Here is a 20701-nt window from a genome sequence, read left to right as displayed (position 1 = left end):
CACCAGCAGCAGCGTCATGAAGGTCCAGGCCGCCGAAGTGACATGACCGGCGTCGAGCAGTCCCGAGAGCATCGCGAACTTGCCCACGAAGCCCGACAGCGGCGGCAGGCCCGCCAGCAGCACCGTGCAGCCGACGAAGCTGAGGCCGAGGAAGACCACGCCGGCCGGGATGGCACGGCCGTAGAGCGCCTGGGCATCGTCGTCGAGGTTCACGTCGTCGAGCCTCTGGAGGTCCTCCGACAGGAAGGGGGCGCCGCCGGCCGCTTCGTGCGGCGCGACGCTCAAGCCGGCGTTGCGCCAGCGCTCGACCATGTCGATCAGCAGAAAGAAGGCGCTGGCCGCCAGCGTCGAGCTCAGCAGGTAATAGAGCGCACCGGCCCAGACGGCCGGCTGGCCGAAGCCGATCGCAGCCAGCAGGGTGCCGGCCGAGATCAGCACGCTGAAGCCCGCGAGGTTCGACAGCCGCTGCGTGCCGACGATGCCGAGCGCGCCGACGAACAGCGTTGCGAGCCCGATCACCACCAGCACGCCCTGGCCGAACTGGGCCGAGGCGCCGGTGTCGGGCGCGAACAGCAGGGTCCACAGGCGCAGCAGCGTGTAGATGCCGAGCTTGGTCAGGAGCGAGAACACCGCGCCCACCGGCGACACCGCGGCGCTGTAGGCCGGCACCAGCCAGAAGTTGAGCGGCCAGGCCCCGGCCTTGGCGAAGAAGGCGGTGGCCAGGATGGCGGCGRCGGCATGCACCAGTCCGCGGTCGGCCGGCGCGATCTGCGCGATGCGCACGCCGAGGTCGGCCATGTTGAGCGTGCCGGTCACGCCGTAGAGCAGCGCGGCGCCGACCAGGAACAGCGACGAGGCCGCGAGGTTGATCGCCACGTAGTGCAGTCCGGCCTGCACCCGGAGCCGGCCGGAGCCGTGCAGCAGCAGGCCGTAGGAGGCGGCCAGCATCACCTCGAAGAAGACGAACAGGTTGAACAGGTCGCCGGTCAGGAAGGCGCCGTTGAGGCCCATGAGCTGCAGCTGCAGCAGCGGGTGGAAGTGAACCCCGGCGCGGTCCCAGCGCGAGGTGGAGTAGATCGAGGCGGCGAAGGCCACCACGCCGGTCAGCGCGACCATCATCGTCGACAGCCGGTCGGCCACCAGCACGATGCCGAAGGGCGCGCGCCAGTTGCCCGGCAGGTAGACGCCGATCGAGCCGGGCCCGCCGCCGGTGTCGGGCGCGTTGACCCAGCGCAGCAGCGCCAGCGCGGCCAGCAGTCCGATCAGGCCCGAGACCACGCTGAGCGCCGACTTGGTGCGGCGGCGCTGCTCGCCGAGCAGCAGCATCAGGGCGGCGGTGAGCATCGGTACCAGGATCGGCACCGCGATCAGGTGCGGCATGCTGAAGTCGAGCAGGCGGTCGAGGAAGGCGAACAGCTCGTTCATTCCTGCGGCTCCCGGCGTTCCTCGCCGTCCACGTGGTCGGTGCCCGTGAGGCCGCGCGAGGCCAGCAGCACGACCAGGAACAGCGCGGTCATCGCGAAGCCGATCACGATCGCGGTCAGCACCAACGCCTGCGGCATCGGGTCGGCGGTGTTGGCGAGCGTGGCGCGCACGCCCGGCGTCAGCACCGGTTCGCTGTCGACCTTGAGCCGGCCCATGCTGAAGATGAAGAGGTTGACCGCATAGGAGATCAGGGTCAGGCCCATGATGACCTGGAAGGTGCGCGGGCGCAGCAGCAGGTAGACACCCGAGCCGGCCAGGATGCCGATGGCGATGGCGAGCACGATTTCCATCAGGCGGCGGCCTCCGCTTCGGCCGCGACGCGCGCGGCTTCCTTCTCTTCCTGTTCGTCGACCCAGCGATGGCTGCGGATCGATTGGTGGGCGAGGGCGGTCAGGATCAGCATGGTTGCTCCGAGCACCAGCGAGAACACGCCCATGTCGAAGAACAGCGCGCTCGGCACGTGCACCTCGCCCAGCAGCGGCAGGTGCAGGTGCGCGGTGTGGGTGGTGAGGAAGGGGTAGCCCAGCGCCATGGCGCCGCCGCCAGTGGCCAGCGCCAGCAACAAGCCGGCCGCGATCCAGCGCCGCGGGTAGATGCGCAGGTGTTCCTCGACCCATTCGGTGCCCGAGACGATGAACTGCAGCACCAGCGCCACCGACATCACGAGCCCGGCGACGAAGCCGCCGCCCGGCTGGTTGTGGCCTCGCATGAAGAAATAGACCGACACCAGCACCGACAGCGGCAGCAGCAGCCGCACCAGGACGGCCGGCACCATCAGGTAGCCGACCGCGGTGTCCTTGGCCCGGCGCGGGTTGATCAGGTCGCTGCTGCCGTCGTCCGGCTGCAGGCGCTGCTGGATCGGCAGCGCCATCGATTCGGGCGCCGGACGGAAGCGGCGCAACAGCGCGTAGACCGTCAGCGCCACCACGCCCAGCACGGTGATCTCGCCCAAGGTGTCGAAGCCGCGGAAGTCGACCAGCATCACGTTGACCACGTTGCTGCCGCCGCCGTCGGTCAGTGCATGGTCGAGGAAGAAGGGAGAAATGCTCTGCGGGAAATTGCGGGTCATCACGGTCCAGGCCAGCGCGGCGAGGCCGGCGCCGGCCGCGATGGACAGCCCCAGGTCGCGCMCGCGTCGCGCCAGCGGCCGCAGGCCGTGGCGATAGCGATCGGCCTGCGCATCGCGCATCGGCAGCCAGCGCAGGCCGAGCAGGATCAGCACGGTGGTCACTGCTTCCACCACCAGTTGCGTGAGCGCCAGGTCGGGCGCCGAGAACCAGATGTAGGTGATGCAGCACACCAGCCCCGCACCCGAGGCCAGCATCAGCGAGGCGAGCCGGTGGAACTTGGCCTGCCAGGCCGCGCTCAGCGCACAGACCGCGCCGATCAGCCAGGTCATCGCGAACATCGGCGAGAACGGCAGCGGCGCGCGTGCGCCGCGGGCCACCGGCGTGATCCAGAGCGCGGCGCCGGCGCCGGCCACTGCGACCGCGACCAGCAGCATCAGCTGCGTCTGCAGCCGGCGCGTGCCGAGCAGGCGCCGGCTTCGGCGGCCGGCCTCGCTGAGCCGGGCCATCACGTTCTCGAAGACGCGCTGGCCATCGAGACCGTGCAGCAGCGGCGTGTACTCGAGGGCGCCGCGGCGGCGGCCGCGTCGGTGCATCAGATAGAGCAGGGCACCGCCCGCCAGCGCGATGAAGCTCATCAGCAAGGGCAGGTTGAAGCCGTGCCACAGCGCCAGGCTGTAGGCGGGCAGCTCGCCGCCCACCACCGGCGTGGCCGCCGCGGCGAGGAAGGCGCCCACCGACCAGGCCGGCGCCACCCCGACCACCAGGCAGACCAGCACCAGCAGCTCCACCGGCACGCGCATCCAGTGCGGCGGTTCATGGGGCTGCTTCGGTACGTCGGGTCCGCAGGGCGGGCCGTAGAAGACGTCGAAGACGAAGCGCGCCGAATAGGCGACGCTGAAGATGCCCGCCAGCGTGGCGATGACCGGCAGGCTCTTGTCGACCCAGGGCGTCGACTGGATGAAGACGGTCTCGGCGAAGAACATCTCCTTCGACAGGAAGCCGTTGAGCAGCGGCACGCCGGCCATTGACGCGCTGGCGATGATCGCCAGCGTGCCGGTGATCGGCATCACTTTCAGCAGGCCGCTGAGCTTGCGGATGTCGCGGGTGCCGGTCTCGTGGTCGATGATGCCTGCCGCCATGAACAGCGAGGCCTTGAAGGTCGCGTGGTTCATGATGTGGAACACCGCCGCGACCGCTGCCAGCGGGCTGTTGAGGCCGAGCAGCAGCGTGATCAGCCCGAGGTGGGAAATGGTCGAATAGGCCAGCAGCGCCTTGAGGTCGCGCTGGAACATCGCGATGTAGCCGCCGAGCAGCAGCGTGATCGCGCCGGCGCCGCCCACCAGCCAGAACCACTGCTCGGTGCCCGAGAGCACCGGCCACAGCCGCGCCAGCAGGAACACGCCGAGCTTCACCATGGTGGCCGAGTGCAGGTAGGCCGAGACCGGTGTCGGCGCCGCCATGGCGCGCGGCAGCCAGAAGTGGAACGGGAACTGTGCGCTCTTGGTGAAGGCGCCGAGCAGCACCAGCACCAGCACCACCGGATAGAGCGTGCTGGCGCGGATCAGGTCGCCCGAGGCCAGCACCACGTCGAGGTCGTAGCTGCCGACGATGCGGCCCAGCAGCAGCACGCCGGCCAGCAGGCACAGGCCGCCGGCGGCGGTCACGGTGAGCGCCATGCTGGCGCCGCGCCGCGCATCGCGCCGGTGGTGCCAGTAGCCGATCAGCAGGAAGGAGAACAGGCTGGTGAGCTCCCAGAACATCACCATCTGGATCAGGTTGCCCGACAGCACCACGCCCATCATCGCGCCCATGAAGGCGAGGAGGAACGAGAAGAAGCGCGGCACCGGGTCCGAGGCCGACATGTAGTAGCGCGCATAGAGCACCACCAGCGCGCCGATGCCCAGCACCAGCATGCAGAAGAGCCAGGCGAAGCCGTCCATGCGGAACGACAGGTCGAGGCCGAGCGCGGGCAGCCACTCGACCTGCTGGCGGATCACGTTGCCGTTGGAAATGCTCGGAAACAGCCACCCGACCTGCACTGCGCAGCCCAGCGCGACCAGGCCCGCCAGTGTCGACTCCCGGTTGCGCGCGTTCGATGGCAGCAGTGCGGCGAGCACGCTGGCGATGAAGGGGAGTGCAACGAGGGCAACAAGGGGCATTGCGGTCGATTCTATCGACCGACCCCGCGGCCCATCCCCGGATCAGGCGATGAACTGCTGCGCCGTGCGGATGCCGAGCCAGGTGAGGACCAGCGAGCCGGCCACGTGCACCGCGGCGGTGCCCAGCGCGAGCGCGAGGCGGTCGTGCATCAGCATGGCGACGACCTCGGCCGAGAAGCTCGAGAAGGTGGTGAGCCCACCCAGGAAGCCGGTGATCAGCGCCAGCCGCCAGACCGGGTCGAGTTGCGGCATGGCCTGGAACACCGCGACCGCGATACCGATCAGGTAGCCGCCGACCAGGTTCGCCGCCAGCGTGCCCCAGGGCAGCGACCCGGGCGCCGACAGCCAGTTGTTGAGGCCCCAGCGGCTGAGGGCGCCGATGGAGGCGCCGGCACAAATGGCGATGATGTAAAGAGGCATGTGGGGCGCAATGCTCTCACGGCGCCATCTGCTGCGGCAACCAGGTCACGACCTGCGGCACGAAATAGATGATCAGCACCGCCGCCACCATCAGGAAGAACATCGGCAGCGTGACGCGCGCGATGTAGATCAGGTCACGGCCGGTCATGCCCTGCAGCACGAACAGGTTGAAGCCCACCGGCGGCGTGATCTGCGCCATCTCCACCACCAGCACGATGAAGATGCCGAACCACACCGGGTCGATGCCCGCGGCCGTCACGGTTGGCATGATCACGCCCATCGTCAGCACCACCATCGAGATGCCGTCCAGGAAGCAGCCGAGCACGATGTAGAACAGGGCCAGCATCATGATGAGCTGGAACTTCGACAGCCCGAGCGAGCCGATCCATTCGGCCAGGTGCCGCGGCAGCCCGATGTAGCCCATCGAAAGCGTCAGGAAGGCGGCGCCGGCGAGGATCAGCGCCATCATGCAATAGAGCCGTGTCGCGCCCAGCAGCGATTCCTTGAAGGTGCCCCAGTCGAGCGAGCCCTGCAGCGCCGAGATGACCAGCGCGCCGACCACGCCCACGGCGGCGGCCTCGGTGGCGGTGGCGATGCCGGCGTAGATCGAGCCCAGCACCGAGAGGATCAGCAGCGCGACCGGGATCAGGCTCAGCGAGGCGCGCAGCTTCTCGATGAACGGCATCGGCGGATCGGCCGGCGGCACCCGGTCCGGATGCAGCAGGGCCCAGACGGCGATGTAGCCCGAGAACAGCACGGCCAGCATGATGCCCGGTACCACGCCGGCGATGAAGAGCCGGGCGATCGAGACGTCGGCGCTCACGCCGTAGACGATCATGATGATCGAGGGCGGGATCAGCAGGCCCAGCGTGCCCGCGCCGGCCAGGGTGCCGATCACCATGTCGTCCGGATAGCCGCGCCGCTTGAGCTCGGGCAGCGTCATCTTGCCGATGGTCGCGCAAGTGGCGGCGCTCGAGCCCGACACCGCGGCGAACACGGCGCAGCCGGCCACGTTGGTGTGGAGCAGCCGCCCGGGCAGGCTCTGCATCCAGGGCGCGAGCCCCCTGAACATGTCCTGCGACAGCTTGGTGCGGAACAGGATCTCGCCCATCCAGAGGAACAGCGGCAGCGCTGTCAGCGTCCAGCCCGAGGCCGAGCCCCAGATCGTGACCGCCATCGCGTCGCCGGCCGGGCGGGCGGAGAACAGCTGCATGCCGATCCAGGCGACACCCGAGAGCGTGAGCCCGATCCAGACGCCGCTGCCCAGGATCAGGAACAGCGAGAGAATCAGCAGGCCGGCAACCGCGATGTCACTCATGGCGCAGCGCCTCGGCGTTCATCTGCAGCGGCCGTCCGTACCATTCGACGAAGAATTCGTCGACGGTGGCGATCGCGAACACCACCGCGCCGAGGGCCATGCTCAGTTGCGGCAGCCACAGCGGCGTCGCATCGTTGCCGGTGGAGATGTCGTTGTAGCCATGAGATTGCCAGGCCAGCCGCACGCTGTAGAAGGCGAACAGCGCCGCCAGCAGCGCGGCGGCGCCGCAGGCCCAGCGCTCCAGCCAGCGGCGGCCGGCCGGATTCAGCCGCGAGACAATCAGGGTGACGCGGATGTGCTCGCCGCGCTTGAGCGTGTGGGCCAGCGCCAGGAAGCCGGTGCCGGCCATCRGGTAGCCGGCATAGGCGTCGATGCCGGGGATGTTGAAGTGCAGTTGCCGTCCGATGATCGACAGCAGCACCATCACCAGCAGGCCGACCATGAAAAGCGCCGCCAGGGCGGCGGCGCTGTCGTAGAGGAAATCGAGTGTCTTGCGCATCGCTGGCCGGACTTTCGTCCCTACATCTTCTTGTAGGCGTCGATCACGGTCTGTCCTTCGGGTCCGGCTTTCTCGATCCATTCCTTGATCATGGTGTCGCCGACCTTCTTCATGTCGGACTTGAGCTGGGCCGAGGGGGCGTGGATGGTCATGCCGTTCTTCTTCAGCAGGTCGAGGTACTCGAGGTTCTTCTTCTTCGACACCTCCCAGCCGCGCTTCTCGGCTTCGGCACCGGCCTTGAGCAGCGCTTCCTGCGAGGGCTTGTCCAGGGCGTCGAAGGCCTTCTTGTTGACCAGCACCGCGTTCTTGGGCAGCCAGGCCTGGGTATCGTAGAAGTTCTTGATGTATTCGTAGGTCTTGGTGTCGTACCCGGTCGAGCCGGAGGACATGTAGGACTCGATCACGCCGGTGGCCATGGCCTGCGACAGCTCTGCCTGCTGCACCGTCACGGGCTGGGCGCCGACGAGCTCGCCGATGCGCGCGGTGGCGGGGCTGTAGGCGCGCCACTTCACCCCCTTGAGGTCGGCGGCCGAGGCGATCTCCTTCTTCACGAAGATGCCTTGAGGCGGCCAGGCCACCGCATAGAGCAGCGTCATGCCCTGCTCGGCCAGCTTTTTCTCGAGCACCGGCTTCTGGGCCTGGTAGAGCTTCCAGGCGGCGTCGTAGCTGTCGGCCAGGAAGGGAATGCCGTCGGCACCGAACATCTGCCACTCGTTCTGGTAGTTGACGAGCAGGATCTCGCCCATCTGCGCCTGGCCGCCCTGCACCGCGCGCTTGATCTCCGGCGCCTTGAACAGGGCCGCGTTGGGATGCACCGTGATCTTGAACTTGCCGCCGCTGGCCTTGTCGACGTCACCGGCGAACTGCGTGATGTTCTCGGTGTGGAAATTGGTGGCGGGGTATGCCGTGGGCAGGTCCCACTTGGTCTGCGCGAAGGTCGCTGCGCAGAGGGTGAGGCCAGCGAGTGCGATACCGAACTTGTGATTCATGGGCTCTCCGGAACGTGCGAAAGTGGAACAGGCGACGGGCAGCATACGTGCAAATATCGGGCCACTGCTCGGGCATTTCCCTGCCATCAGCGGCGCCGCGCCGGAAGAACGCGGCCATGAAAAAGCCGCCCTGGGGCGGCTTTGGTTCAGCAACGGCGCTCGTGCGCCGTGCGTGCGATCACGGCTTGGAAGCCGCCTTGGCTGCCCCGGTGGCGGCCTTCTTCGGCTCGGCCTTGAGCTCGCTCGTGGCAACCGGCGCCGGCGCCGGCGCTGCACCGAAAGCCTGGCCGTTCACCGTCAGGCCCTCGGCCGACAGCTTGGCCGCCGCCTTCTCCTTCACGCCCTTGACCCGGGTCATGAAGTCCGGCCAGTCCTTGAACGGCGCCTCCTTGCGCGCTTCGATGATGCGCTTGGAGAGCGCCGGACCCACGCCCTTGACGCCATCGAGCTCCGCATCGGTCGCCTTGTTGGCATCGACCGCCGCCCAGGAGGCGACCGCAAACAACATGGCCGCAACGGCCACGATCTTCTTCATCATTTTTTCTCTCCCTGACATGGTGTGAGAAGCGCCGAAACGCCCCACCGCGCGCCGAGTGCGCCCGGCGCGGAAGATGATAGCGACGAAGCGCCGCCGGCGGAAGATTCAAAGTTCCTCGACGCGCCGCGGCGGGTAGCTGTCCCAGGCCTGGCAGCCCGGGCAATGCCAGAAGTACTGGTGGGCCTCGAAGCCGCAGGCCGCACAGCGGTAGCGCATCAGCGGCCGGGTCGCCTGGTCGAGCGAGCGCTGCACCTGCGGGTGGAACTGTTCGTTCTCGAAGCGTTCGCCCGCCAGCCAGCGCGACGCCGCCACCAGCGAGGGGTGGTGCGCCAGATGGGCGATGTAGCCGTCGCGCGGCTCGGGCGAGGTCGCCGCGTCGTCCGACGAGGCGTCCTCGGGCAATGCCGGCGTGCCGCCGAGCGCGATGATCGCCTCGAGCACGTCGATCGAGGGCGATGCGATATAGCGGCGCTGCAGCAGCGCGAGCGCCTCGCCCGAGCGCTGCGACGCGACCGCGGCCTGTTGCATGGCCGCCGCATACAGCGGGAGCGCCAGCGGGGCGGTCTCACTCAGTGCCGCCAGCGTGTCGAAAGCCGCCGCCGCGTCGCCCTTGCGCAGTTGCAGCGTAGCGGTGTCGATCGCCGGGCGCGGCGCCTCCGGCGCCAGCACCACGGCCTGCTGCAGCAGCCGCGCCGCGGCGTCCGGGTCGCCGCCGGCCACGCGCTCGGCCGCCTGTTCGCACAGGTGGTGGGCACGCCGCGTGCTGTAGCTGGCTTGCTCGGATTCGTCGAGCTTCTGGGCGACGTCTTTGGCCTGCGCCCATTCGCGCGAGCGTTCGTAGATCGCCAGCAGCGACAGCCGGGCCTCGTTCTCGTAGCGTGTCCCTTCGAGCTTCTGCAGCGCGGCTTCGGCGCGGTCGAGCAATCCGGCGCGCAGGAAGTCCTGCGACAGCGCGTGCTGTGCGCGGTCGCGGTCGGCGCGGCTCAGGTCGCCCCGGCCCAGCAGATGCTCGTGCACGCGCACCGCGCGCTGGTATTCGCCGCGGCGCCGAAAAAGGTTGCCGAGCGCAAAGTGCAGCTCCTGCGTATCGGGGTCGTTCTGCACCGCCTCGATGAAGGCGTCGATGGCCTGGTCCTGCTGCTCGTTGAGCAGGAAGTTGAGGCCGCGAAAGTAGGCCTTGGGGGCCTGGCGGTTCTCGATCCTGAGCTGCCTCAGGTCGAAGCGCGAAGCCAGCCAGCCGAGCACGAAGGCGATCGGCAGGCCGAGCAGCAACCAGCTGAAGTCAAAGTCCATGTTGACGCACGGCGGGCAGGTCGGTGGTGGCCGCGGGCGGCGCCGGGGCGGCGGAGGCGGTCACGGGAGGGACCGGGGCCGCGGGCAGTTGCGCCGCCGCGCTGCGGTGCTTCCACCAGCCCGGCAGCATGCCGAGCGCACCCACCACGAGGCCGCCCGCGAAGGCGGCCAGCACCACCAGCACCAGCGGCGCGCGCCACGAGGTGCCGAAGAAGAAGTAGACGGTGGCGTCGTGCTGGTTGTTCAGCGCGAAGGCGAAGAGGGTAAAAAAAATGGCTGCCTTGAGCAGCCACAGGAGATATTTCATGCGGGTCCCCGTTGGCCGGGGAATTCTATGTCGGCTGGATCGTCAGCCGTGTTTCTGCTTCTCTGCGTCGAGCAACGCCGTGCGCGCATCGACCGCTTCGCGCAGGGCCTTGCCCGGCTTGAAGTGCGGCACGCGCTTCTCGGGGATCTGCACGCTCTCGCCCGAACGCGGATTGCGCCCGATGCGTGGCGGGCGCCGGTTGACCGTGAAGCTGCCGAAGCCGCGGATCTCGATGCGATGCCCGCGCACCAGCGCATCGCCCATCGCGTCCAGGATGGTCTTGACGGCGTATTCGGCATCGCGGTGCGTCAGCTGCGCGAAGCGGGCTGCGAGTTCCTCGACAAGATCGGAGCGGGTCATGGCAAAGAGAAATGTAGGACGAAAAAAAAGGACAGAGCGGCGCCGGGCGCCAGCTCTGTCCCCGGACGCAGCTTACTTGTCGCTGTTGTCCAGCTTGGCGCGCAGCAGGGCGCCCAGGCTGGTCGTGCCCGCGTTCTCGCGTGCCGACTGCTGGCTCAGGCTGGCCATGGCGCCTTGCTCGTCGACCATGTCCTTCTGCTTGATCGACAGCTGGATGTTGCGGGTCTTGCGATCCACATTGACCACCACGGCCGTGACTTCGTCGCCTTCCTTGAGCACGTTGCGTGCATCTTCCACGCGGTCGCGGGAGATTTCGCTGGCGCGCAGGTAGCCGATGATGTCTTCGCCGAGGTCGATTTCAGCGCCGCGGGCGTCCACGGTCTTGACCTTGCCGGTCACGATCTGGCCCTTGTCGTTCACGGTCGTGAAGGTGGTGAACGGATCGCTGTCGAGCTGCTTGATGCCCAGCGAGATGCGTTCGCGGTCGACATCCACGGCCAGCACGATCGCTTCGACTTCCTGGCCCTTCTTGTAGTTGCGCACGGCGGTTTCGCCGGGCTCGTTCCACGAGAGGTCGGACAGGTGAACCAGGCYGTCGATGCCGGCAGCCAGACCCACGAACACGCCGAAGTCGGTGATCGACTTGATCGGGCCCTTGACGCGGTCGCCGCGCTTGGTGTTTTGCGCGAATTCCTGCCACGGGTTGGCCTTGCACTGCTTCATGCCGAGGCTGATGCGGCGCTTGTCTTCGTCGATTTCCAGAACCATGACTTCGACTTCGTCGCCCAGCGAGACGATCTTGTTCGGAGCGATGTTCTTGTTGGTCCAGTCCATTTCGGAGACGTGCACCAGGCCTTCGATGCCGGGTTCGAGCTCGACGAACGCGCCGTAGTCGGCGATGTTCGTGACCTTGCCGAACAGGCGGGTCGATTGCGGGTAGCGGCGCGAAACGCCCATCCACGGGTCGTCGCCCATTTGCTTCAGACCCAGCGAGACACGGTTCTTCTCGGTGTCGAACTTGAGGATCTTGGCGGTGATTTCCTGGCCGGCCTGCACCACTTCGCTCGGATGGCGGACGCGGCGCCATGCCATGTCGGTGATGTGCAGCAGACCGTCGATGCCGCCGAGGTCGACGAACGCACCGTATTCGGTGATGTTCTTGACGACGCCGCGCACGACTGCGCCTTCCTTCAGGGTTTCCATCAGCTTGGCGCGTTCTTCGCCCATGCTGGCTTCGACCACGGCGCGGCGCGAGAGCACCACGTTGTTGCGCTTGCGGTCGAGCTTGATGACCTTGAATTCGAGGGTCTTGTTCTCGTACGGGGTCAGGTCCTTGATCGGACGCGTGTCGATCAGCGAACCCGGCAGGAAGGCGCGGATGCCGTTGACCAGCACCGTGAGGCCGCCCTTGACCTTGCCGCTCGTGGTGCCGGTGACGAAGTCGCCGGATTCGAGGGCCTTCTCGAGCGCGAGCCACGAAGCCAGACGCTTGGCGGTGTCGCGCGAGAGGATGGTGTCGCCGTAGCCGTTTTCGACGCTGCCGATGGCAACCGAAACGAAATCGCCGGCCTGGACTTCGAGCTCGCCCTTGTCGTTCTTGAACTCTTCGATCGGCACGTAGGCTTCGGACTTGAGGCCTGCGTTGACCACGACGTGGTTGTGTTCGACGCGCACGACTTCGGCGGTGATGACCTCACCGGTGCGCATCTCCGAACGCTTCAGGGATTCTTCGAATAGGTCGGCAAAAGATTCAGACATGTGTTTTTCCTTCCGTCACGCAGGGTTTGCAGCAGCACGATTGCGACTGGCTTGGGTCTGGAGACGGCGGTTGTGTGGGCTTTGGGGCCCGGTTAGGGTTGAACAACCAGCAGGCCGGTGCGCTGTCGCGCGGCGGGGACCTGCTGGATCGAAATGCCGATCAAGAAGACTTGAAAGGCTGTACTTCCTGCCACCAGTGCAGCACCTGTTCGATCGATTGCTCGACCGAAAGCAAGGAGTTGTCCAGGAGGCGGGCATCAGGCGCCGGCTTGAGTGGCGCCACCTTGCGGGACGAATCCCGCCGGTCGCGCGCTTCCAGGTCGGCGCGAAGGCTGGCTATTGTAGTTGAAATACCCTTTGAAATCAACTGCTTATGGCGCCGCTCGGCGCGCTGGCCGGCGCTCGCCGTGAGATAGATCTTGAGATCGGCGTCGGGGAATATCACCGTGCCCATGTCGCGACCATCGGCCACCAGGCCGGGAAGGCGCCGGAAGCTGCGTTGCAGTGCCAGCAGGGCGGCGCGCACGGCCGGCAGCGCCGACACGCGGGAGGCGTCCATGCCGGCGGCTTCGGTGCGGACCGCGTCGCTCACGTCCTCGCCGGCCAGCAGCACCTTGCCCTCGCTGAAGACCAGGGGCAGCGCGCGTGCCAGCTCGGCGATGTGCGTCTCGTGCTCGGGCAGCGCGTCGAGGCCCTCGCGCCGCATCGCGAGCCCCGTCACGCGGTACAGCGTGCCCGAGTCGAGGTAGTGGTAGCCGAGCCGCAGTGCGACCTCGACCGTCAGCGTGCCCTTGCCGGACGCGGTCGGGCCGTCGATGCAGATCACCGGCACCTCGGCGGCCTCGGCCACCGAGAACAAGGTCTCGAAATAGTCCGGGAAGGTCTTGGCAACGCAGTGCGGCTCCAGGATCCGCACGCCGACGCCGGCCGGATTGAAGGCCGCCAGCGAAAAGCACATCGCCACGCGGTGGTCGTCGTAGGTCTTGATGCTGGCCGCCCGCCAGTCTGCCGCCGCCAGCGGATGGACGCGGATGAAGTCCGGCCCGTCCTCGACCGTGGCGCCGAGCTTGCGCAATTCGTTGGCCATGGCGTCGATGCGGTYGGTTTCCTTCACGCGCCAACTCGCGATGTTGCGCAGCGTGCTCGGGCCGTCGGCGTAGAGCGCCATCACGGCCAGGGTCATGGCGGCATCGGGAATGTGGTTGGCGTCGAGGTCGATCGCCTTCAGGGGCCAGGCCGCGCGCGAGATCGCGAGCCAGTTCGGCCCGCTGTCGATGTGCGCGCCCATCTGCCGCGCGGCATCGATGAAGCGGATGTCGCCCTGGATCGAGTCGGCGCCGACGCCTTCGATCCGGATGCCCGCGCCGTTGGCGATGGCGCCCAGCGCAATGAAGTAGCTGGCCGACGAGGCATCGGCTTCGACGTGGATGTCGCCGGGCGAGCTGTAGCGGCTGCCGGCCGGAATCGTGAAGCGCTGCCAGCCTTGGCGCTGCACCGCAATGCCGAAGCGCGCGAGCAGGTTCAGCGTGATCTCGATGTAGGGCTTGGAGATCAGTTCGCCGACCACGTCGATCACGATGTCGCGTCCCGCCGCCTGGCCGCCCCCAGGCGGGACAGCCCCCTCGGGGGGCAGCGAACCACGCGCAGCGGGGAGCGTGGGGGCCGGTGCATTGGACGCCAGTGGCAGCGCCAACAGCAGGGCGGTCAGGAACTGGCTCGAGACGTCGCCGCGCACGCGGATCGGGCCGTCGAGCTGGAGCGCATCGAGCGCGACCGGGTGAATCCGCAGCGGCGGGAAGCCCGGGTTGCCGAGGTAGTCGATGCGGCAGCCGAGCTGCGTCAGCGCGTCGACCAGGTCGCCGATCGGCCGCTCGTGCATCCGCGGCACGCCGCGCAGCTCGAACTCGCCGCCGAGCAGCGAGAGTGCGGCGGTCAGCGGTCGCATCGCGGTGCCCGCATTGCCGAGGAACAGGGAGGCCGAGGGCGTGCGCAGCTTTCCGCCGAGGCCTTCGATGCGCAGCTTGTCGCCGGCCCGCTCGATGCCGCAACCCAGTGCCGCCAGCGCGTCGAGCATGACCCGCGTGTCATCCGAGTCGAGCAGGTCGTGCACGGTGGTCGTGCCGCTGGCCAGCGCGGCCAGCAGCAGCACGCGGTTGGAGATGCTCTTGGAGCCCGGCAGGCGAACCGTGCCGGCCGCCGCCGCCAGCGGCGGAATGTCGAGGAAAGGTGTTGAGAACATGTCAGCCGAGGTGGGCAGGCCTGGGGAGGGGTGTCGTCTCAGTCGGGCGAAGCGGCGGCGCCTGGCTGCCATTGGGCCCGCACCCGGCTGGCGGCTGCGATCGCATCTTCGAGCGCCTGTGCGTTGCCCGCGCTCATCAGTGCTTCGAGCTCGGCCAATGCATCGCGAAAGGCGCGCGATTGCAGCAGCACCTGGTCGCGATTGGCCAGCAGCACGTCGCGCCACATGGTCGGGTCGGCAGCCGCGATGCGCGTGAAGTCGCGGAAACCCGGGCCGGCCAGTTCCAGAAAGCGCCCGCCTTGYGGGTTGGCGGCGATCGCATTGGTGAACGCGAAGGCCAGCAGGTGGGGCAGGTGGCTGACGGCGGCGAAGGCGCTGTCGTGCGCCTCAGGCGTCATCGTCACCACCTTGGCGCCGATGCTGGTCCAGACCTGCGTGGCGCGCTGGACGTTGGAGCGCAGGGTGGCCTTGATCGGCGTCAGCACCACCTGGCGTCCGGTGTAGAGGCCGGCATCCGCATGCTCCACGCCCGCCACTTCCTTGCCGGCGATCGGATGCGCGGGGACGAAGGCGCCGATCTGGTCTTGCAGCCCGCGTCGCGCGGCCTCGATGACATCGCCCTTGGTCGAGCCGACGTCCATCACCAGCATCTGCTCCGTGATGCCGTGGCGGATGGCCTTGAAGGTCTGTTCGGAAGCACCCACGGGGACCGCGATCAGCACCAGGTCCGCGCCCGACATCGCGAGCAGCGCCGAGGGCGCCGCGACGTCGATCACGCCGAGCTGCCGGGCGCGTTCGGTGGTGGAGGGCGACTTGCTGTAGCCCACCACCCGCTTGACCAGCTTGGCGCGCTTGAGCGCCAGCGCGAACGAGCCGCCCATCAATCCGCAGCCGATCAGACCCAACTGTTCGAACATCGTCCGGTGGCCTCAGGCAGTGATGGGGTAGGCGCCGAGAACCTTGTAGAACGCGCACAGCTTGCGCAGTTCGACGAGCGCGGCGGCGACGTTGGGCTGCGAAGGATGCCCGTCGAGGTCGATGTAGAAGTAGTACTCCCACTGGCCGGTGCGCGCGGGGCGCGATTCGAAGCGGGTCATCGAGACGTTGTTGGTCTTCAGCGGCATCAGCAGGTCGTGGACCGCGCCGGGCTGGTTCGGCACCGACACCACCAGGCTGGTGCAATCGCGGCCCGAGGCCGGCGGCATCGCGAGCGTCTGGGGCAGGCAGATGATGGCGAAACGGGTGCGGTTGTAGGAGTCGTCCTGGATCGCGTGGGCGACGATGTGCAGCCCGAAGCGGGTCGCCGCGCGCTCGCTGGCGAGCGCGGCCCAGGCCGGATTGCCGGCCGCCAGCCGGGCGCCTTCGGCGTTGCTGGAGACGGCACGCCGCTCCGCGTTCGGCAGGTGCTTCGCGAGCCAGGTCTGGCACTGCGCCAGCGCCTGCGGATGGGCCAGCACGGCCTCGACGCCTTCGAGCGAATTGCTCGAGCGCAGCAGGTGATGGCGCACCAGCAGGCTGACCTCGCCGACCACGTGGGTGGGCGAATGCAGGAACAGGTCGAGCGATCGGGTGACCACGCCTTCGGTGGAGTTCTCGACGCCGACCACGCCGTACTGCGCGCTGCCGGCCGCCGTGGCATGGAAGACCTCGTCGAAGCTGGCGCAATACACCAGGTCGGCGGCGCCGCCGAAGTACTCGACCGCGGCCTGTTCGCAGAAGGTGCCCTCGGGGCCCAGCACGGCGACGCGCTGCGGCGATTCGAGGGCCAGGCAGGCCGACATGATCTCGCGCCAGATGGCCGCGACGTGCAGCGCCTTCAGCGGGCCGGCGTTGCTGTTCTGCATCTTCTCGATCACCTGCGCGACCCGATCGGGGCGGAAGAAGGGCGTGCCTTCGCGCTTCTTGACCTCGCCAACCTGTTCGGCGACGCGGGCGCGCCGGTTCAGGAGGTCGAGAAGCTGCTGATCGAGCGAGTCGATCTGCACGCGCAGATCGGCCAGGCCGGAGGAGGTGTCAGGGACGGAGGGCGTGGGTTCAGGTGCGGTCATTCGGTCAGTTGCGCGTGCCTCTACGCACGCGACCGTTCGAATTCTCGCATGTAGCCCACCAGGGCCTGCACGCCGGCCAGCGGCATCGCGTTGTAGATGCTCGCGCGCATGCCGCCGACCGATTTGTGGCCCTTGAGCTGCAGCAGTCCGGCCTCTCGCGCGCCCGCGAGAAAGGCTTCGTTGCGGCTCTCGTCGGCAAGGAAGAAAGGCACGTTCATGCGCGAGCGGCAACCAGGGTCGACCTTGTTGGCGTAGAAGTCCGAGCCGTCGATGAAGTCGTACAGCAGCCGCGCCTTGGCGATGTTGCGAGCTTCCATGGCCGCGATGCCCGTGAGTTCGCCTTCGGTCTGCTGCGCGAGCCACTGGAAGGTCAGCCCGGCGATGTAGATGCCCCAGGTCGGGGGCGTGTTGTACATCGAGTGGTTGTCCGCCACCGTCTTGTAGTTGAAGGCGCTCGGGCAGATCTCGAGGGCAGACCCAAGCAGGTCGTCGCGCACGATCACGATCGTGAGGCCGGCCGGGCCGAGGTTCTTCTGGGCGCCGCCGAAGGCCAGGCCCACGCGCGACCAGTCGACCGGCCGCGACGCCACGTGCGAGGAGAAATCGATCACCAGCGGCGCCTTGCTGCCGAGCGCGGCCAGGTCCGGCAACTGCTGGAATTCGATGCCGTTGATGGTCTCGTTGGTGCAGACGTGCACGTACGAGGCATCCGCCGACAGCTGCCAGCCGGCCGGGTCCGGCAGCCGGGTGTGCCCGTCTGCCGCGTTGCTCGCGACCACCCTGGCTTCGCAGTAGCGCTGGGCTTCCTTCTGCGACTTGATGCTCCAGCTGCCCGTGAGGACGAAGTCGGCGCGGGTCCCGCGCGACAGGTTCATCGGCACGATCGCGTTCTCGCCGAGCCCGCCGCCCTGCATGAACAGGATGTGGAACTGCGACGGCACCGCGAGCAGGCTGCGGATGTCGGCCTCGGCCTGCGTGCAGATCGCGCCGAACTCCTTGCCGCGATGGCTCATCTCCATCACGCCCATGCCGCTGCCGTGCCAGTCCAGCATCTCGGAGGCGGCGCGCTGCAGCACCGCTTCCGGCATTGCGGCCGGACCGGCGGAGAAGTTGTACGGGCGCGGACCCGCGCGCTGCGTCACTTCTTGGCGGGCGCCTTGGCCGGCGCTGCCTTGGCTGCTCCACCCGCGTTGGTCGGTGCGCCCAGCGCCTTGGCGACACTGGCGTCGAGTGCGACCATCTTCGGTTCGATGGTGGCGCGGGTTTCGCCCACCAGCTTCTCCGTCAGCGCGGTCTGCAGCTTGGGGTTGATTTCCTGGTACTTCTTGCTCAGCGGCGAGCTGATCCAGGCCATGAGCTGGCGCAGTTCTTCTTCGCTGAAGTTCTGCTCCATGATCGGGGTCAGCGCGCCCGGGGCGAGCTGCACGGCCTTGTCGCGCACGATCGGGTAGGCGTCGTCGAAGTACTTCTTGAGCTCGGCGTCAGCTGCCTTGGCGGCGGCTTCGCGCTTGTCGGCCGGCACCTGGGTCTGCAGGTACTGCGAACCGGCTTGCGCGATCGGAGCGCTCGACTGCTCGACCAGCCCGCGCGCAAGCGATTCGATGCCGGGGCGCTGCATGTCGATGAACTGCTTGATCAGCGTCGCCTTGTCCTGGGCCATGGCGAGCGAGCTGCCGGCGAGTGCAACCGTCAGAAGCGCGAGTTTGATTTTTTTCACTGGGGATTCTCCGTTGAAGATGGGGTGGTAGGGTCGTCGGCGCCGGGTTCATTCTCGATATTCGCGTCATTCTCGACGATGCGCTGCAGCCCGCTGAGCTTGGCGCCTTCGTCGAGTCCGATCAGGGTGACGCCTTGCGTCGCACGCCCCATTTCGCGGATTTCGGAGACTCGGGTGCGCACGAGGACACCCTTGTCGGTGATGAGCATGATCTCGTCGTCGGCATGCACGAGAGTCGCAGCCACCACCTTGCCGTTACGTTCACTTTGTTGAATCGCGATCATGCCCTTGGTTCCCCGGCCGTGTCGCGTGTACTCGGTAATGCTTGTACGTTTTCCGTAACCGTTTTCGGTCGCCGTGAGCACGCTCTGGGCTTCGTCCTCGGCCACCAGCATGGCGATCACGCCCTGGCTGTCCTCCAGCGTCATGCCGCGCACGCCGCGGGCATTGCGGCCCATCGGACGGACATCGTTCTCGTCGAAGCGCACCGCCTTGCCGCCGTCGGAGAACAGCATCACGTCGTGCGCGCCGTCGGTCAGCGCGGCGCCGATCAGGTAGTCGCCAGGGTCGAGGTCGACCGCGATGATGCCGGCCTTGCGCGGGTTGCTGAACTCGTCGAGCGCGGTCTTCTTGACCGTGCCCATCGAGGTCGCCATGAAGACGTACTGGTTGGCCGGGAAGGTGCGCTTCTCCCCCGTGAGCGCCAGCACCACGTTGATCTTCTCGCCTTCCTGCAGCGGGAACATGTTGACGATCGGCCGGCCGCGCGAGCCGCGCGATCCCGCCGGCACTTCCCAGACCTTGAGCCAGTAGAGCCGGCCGCGGTTCGAGAAGCACAGGATGTAGTCGTGCGTGTTCGCGATGAACAACTGGTCGATCCAGTCGTCCTCTTTGGTCGCCGTGGCCTGCTTGCCGCGGCCGCCGCGCTTCTGCGCCCGGTACTCGCCCAGCGGCTGGCTCTTGATGTAGCCGCTGTGGGACAGGGTCACGACCATGTCGGTGGGCGTGATCAGGTCTTCGGTCGACAGGTCGAAGGCGCTGTGCTCGACCAGGCTGCGGCGCGCGCCGAGCTTGCTCTGGCCGAACTCCTGCTTGATGGTGGCGAGTTCGTCACCGATGATCACCGAGACCCGCGCCGGCTTGGCGAGGATGTCCAGCAGGTCGTCGATCTCCGCCATCACTTCCTTGTACTCGGCGACGATCTTGTCCTGCTCCAGGCCGGTCAGGCGCTGCAGGCGCATCTGCAGGATTTCCTGGGCCTGCGTGTCCGACAGCTTGTAGAGCCCGTCGGCATGCATGCCGTATTCGCGCTCGAGCCCGTCCGGCCGGTAGTCGTCGGCGTTGATGACGCCGCCGTCGGTGCGGGTACGGGTCAGCATCTCGCGCACCAGCTTGCTGTCCCAGGCGCGGGTCATGAGTTCGGCCTTGGCCACTGGCGGCGTCGGTGCGTTGCGGATGATCGCGATGAACTCGTCGATGTTGGCCAGCGCCACCGCCAGGCCCTCGAGCACGTGGCCGCGCTCGCGCGCCTTGCGCAGCGTGAACACCGTGCGGCGGGTCACCACCTCGCGGCGGTGCTGCAGGAAGACCTCGATCAGGTCCTTCAGGTTGCACAGCTTGGGCTGGCCGTCCACCAGGGCCACCATGTTGATGCCGAAGGTGTCCTGCAGCTGGGTCTGCTTGTAGAGGTTGTTCAGCACGACCTCGGGCACCTCGCCGCGCTTGAGCTCGATCACCAGCCGCATGCCCGACTTGTCCGACTCGTCCTGGATGTGGCTGATGCCTTCGATCTTCTTCTCGTGCACCAGTTCGGCCATGCGCTCCTGCAGCGTCTTCTTGTTGACCTGGTAGGGCAGCTCGTCGACGATGATCGCCTGGCGCTGGCCACGGTCGATGTCCTCGAAATGGCACCTGGCGCGCATCACGACCTTGCCGCGGCCGGTGCGGTAGCCGTCCTTGATGCCGTTGATGCCGTAGATGATCCCGGCCGTGGGAAAGTCGGGCGCCGGCACGATCTCCATCAGGTCGTCGATGCTGGCCTCGGGATGGCGCAGCAGGTGCAGGCAGGCGTCGACCACCTCGTTCAGATTGTGCGGCGGAATATTGGTCGCCATGCCGACCGCGATACCGCCGGCGCCATTGACCAGCAGATTCGGCAACTTGCTCGGCAATACCAGCGGTTCTTTTTCCGAGCCGTCGTAATTGGGACCGAAATCGACGGTTTCCTTGTCGATATCGCCCAGCATTTCATGAGCGATCTTGGCCAGCCTGATTTCGGTATAGCGCATGGCGGCCGCCATGTCACCGTCGACCGAGCCGAAATTGCCCTGGCCGTCGACCAGCATGTGGCGCATTGAGAAGTTCTGCGCCATCCGCACGATCGTGTCGTAGACCGACTGATCGCCGTGCGGGTGGTACTTGCCGATGACGTCGCCGACGATACGGGCCGACTTCTTGTAGGGCCGGTTCCAGTCGTTGTTGAGCTCGTGCATGGCGAACAG

At 67.5% G+C, this 20701-nt stretch carries 18 protein-coding genes; all 18 read right to left on the bottom strand.

Going from position 1 to position 20701, the window contains the following annotated elements:
• On the bottom strand, positions 1 to 1425 hold a 1425-nt coding region (locus tag AC1D2K_RS09290; protein WP_478088179.1), incomplete at its 3' end, for a monovalent cation/H+ antiporter subunit D.
• Positions 1422 to 1775, bottom strand: a complete 354-nt coding sequence (locus AC1D2K_RS09285) for a Na+/H+ antiporter subunit C (RefSeq protein ID WP_478088177.1) — start codon at positions 1773 to 1775, stop codon at positions 1422 to 1424. The genes AC1D2K_RS09290 and AC1D2K_RS09285, both read right to left, overlap by 4 nt.
• Complete coding sequence (locus tag AC1D2K_RS09280) at positions 1775 to 4714, bottom strand: monovalent cation/H+ antiporter subunit A (RefSeq protein ID WP_478088175.1); 2940 nt, start codon at positions 4712 to 4714, stop codon at positions 1775 to 1777. The genes AC1D2K_RS09285 and AC1D2K_RS09280 overlap by 1 nt, the downstream gene beginning before the upstream one ends.
• Positions 4715 to 4756: 42 nt before the next feature.
• Positions 4757 to 5134, bottom strand: coding sequence for a fluoride efflux transporter CrcB (gene crcB / locus AC1D2K_RS09275; protein WP_478088172.1), 378 nt, complete (start codon positions 5132 to 5134; stop codon positions 4757 to 4759).
• A 16-nt stretch (positions 5135 to 5150) separates the two neighbouring features.
• Positions 5151 to 6452 carry a TRAP transporter large permease gene (locus tag AC1D2K_RS09270; protein WP_478088170.1) on the bottom strand — a complete coding sequence of 434 codons (1302 nt, stop codon included), beginning with the start codon at positions 6450 to 6452 and terminating at the stop codon, positions 5151 to 5153.
• Positions 6445 to 6951, bottom strand: coding sequence for a TRAP transporter small permease (locus AC1D2K_RS09265; protein ID WP_478088168.1), 507 nt, complete (start codon positions 6949 to 6951; stop codon positions 6445 to 6447). Before AC1D2K_RS09265 ends, AC1D2K_RS09270 begins: the two co-directional genes overlap by 8 nt.
• Positions 6952 to 6971: 20 nt before the next feature.
• Positions 6972 to 7940 (bottom strand): TRAP transporter substrate-binding protein, encoded by a 969-nt coding sequence (locus AC1D2K_RS09260; RefSeq protein ID WP_478088166.1) that lies wholly within the window; start codon positions 7938 to 7940, stop codon positions 6972 to 6974.
• 178 nt (positions 7941 to 8118) lie between these two features.
• Positions 8119 to 8478 (bottom strand): ComEA family DNA-binding protein, encoded by a 360-nt coding sequence (locus AC1D2K_RS09255; RefSeq protein WP_478088164.1) that lies wholly within the window; start codon positions 8476 to 8478, stop codon positions 8119 to 8121.
• 105 nt (positions 8479 to 8583) lie between these two features.
• Positions 8584 to 9771: a lipopolysaccharide assembly protein LapB gene (lapB, locus tag AC1D2K_RS09250; RefSeq protein WP_478088162.1), complete on the bottom strand. Its 1188-nt coding sequence runs from the start codon at positions 9769 to 9771 to the stop codon at positions 8584 to 8586.
• Positions 9761 to 10078 carry a LapA family protein gene (locus AC1D2K_RS09245; protein ID WP_478088160.1) on the bottom strand — a complete coding sequence of 106 codons (318 nt, stop codon included), beginning with the start codon at positions 10076 to 10078 and terminating at the stop codon, positions 9761 to 9763. Before AC1D2K_RS09245 ends, lapB begins: the two co-directional genes overlap by 11 nt.
• 42 nt (positions 10079 to 10120) lie before the next feature.
• Entirely contained in the window at positions 10121 to 10438 is a 318-nt protein-coding gene (locus tag AC1D2K_RS09240; protein ID WP_478088158.1) for an integration host factor subunit beta, read from the bottom strand.
• Positions 10439 to 10510: 72 nt separating this feature from the next.
• Entirely contained in the window at positions 10511 to 12196 is a 1686-nt protein-coding gene (gene rpsA / locus AC1D2K_RS09235) for a 30S ribosomal protein S1 (RefSeq protein WP_478088156.1), read from the bottom strand.
• A gap of 160 nt (positions 12197 to 12356) precedes the next feature.
• The gene (locus tag AC1D2K_RS09230; protein ID WP_478088154.1) at positions 12357 to 14435 is read right to left on the bottom strand and encodes a bifunctional 3-phosphoshikimate 1-carboxyvinyltransferase/cytidylate kinase; all 2079 of its coding nucleotides are present in this window, start codon (positions 14433 to 14435) and stop codon (positions 12357 to 12359) included.
• Between the two features lie 38 nt (positions 14436 to 14473).
• The gene (locus AC1D2K_RS09225; protein WP_478088152.1) at positions 14474 to 15352 is read right to left on the bottom strand and encodes a prephenate dehydrogenase; all 879 of its coding nucleotides are present in this window, start codon (positions 15350 to 15352) and stop codon (positions 14474 to 14476) included.
• Positions 15353 to 15364: 12 nt separating this feature from the next.
• Positions 15365 to 16483: a prephenate dehydratase gene (gene pheA / locus AC1D2K_RS09220; RefSeq protein ID WP_478088150.1), complete on the bottom strand. Its 1119-nt coding sequence runs from the start codon at positions 16481 to 16483 to the stop codon at positions 15365 to 15367.
• Between the two features lie 20 nt (positions 16484 to 16503).
• Positions 16504 to 17571 carry a 3-phosphoserine/phosphohydroxythreonine transaminase gene (gene serC, locus AC1D2K_RS09215; RefSeq protein ID WP_478088181.1) on the bottom strand — a complete coding sequence of 356 codons (1068 nt, stop codon included), beginning with the start codon at positions 17569 to 17571 and terminating at the stop codon, positions 16504 to 16506.
• Positions 17572 to 17621: 50 nt separating this feature from the next.
• Complete coding sequence (locus tag AC1D2K_RS09210) at positions 17622 to 18200, bottom strand: DUF2059 domain-containing protein (protein ID WP_478088148.1); 579 nt, start codon at positions 18198 to 18200, stop codon at positions 17622 to 17624.
• The coding region (gyrA, locus tag AC1D2K_RS09205; protein WP_478088146.1) for a DNA gyrase subunit A at positions 18197 to 20701 on the bottom strand (2505 nt) is incomplete at its 5' end. The genes gyrA and AC1D2K_RS09210, both read right to left, overlap by 4 nt.

It is taken from the genome of Variovorax sp. P1_H12_2, assembly GCF_056405335.1.
Note: the sequence above shows the minus strand (reverse complement) of the source record. Positions and strands in the feature narration are given on the sequence as shown.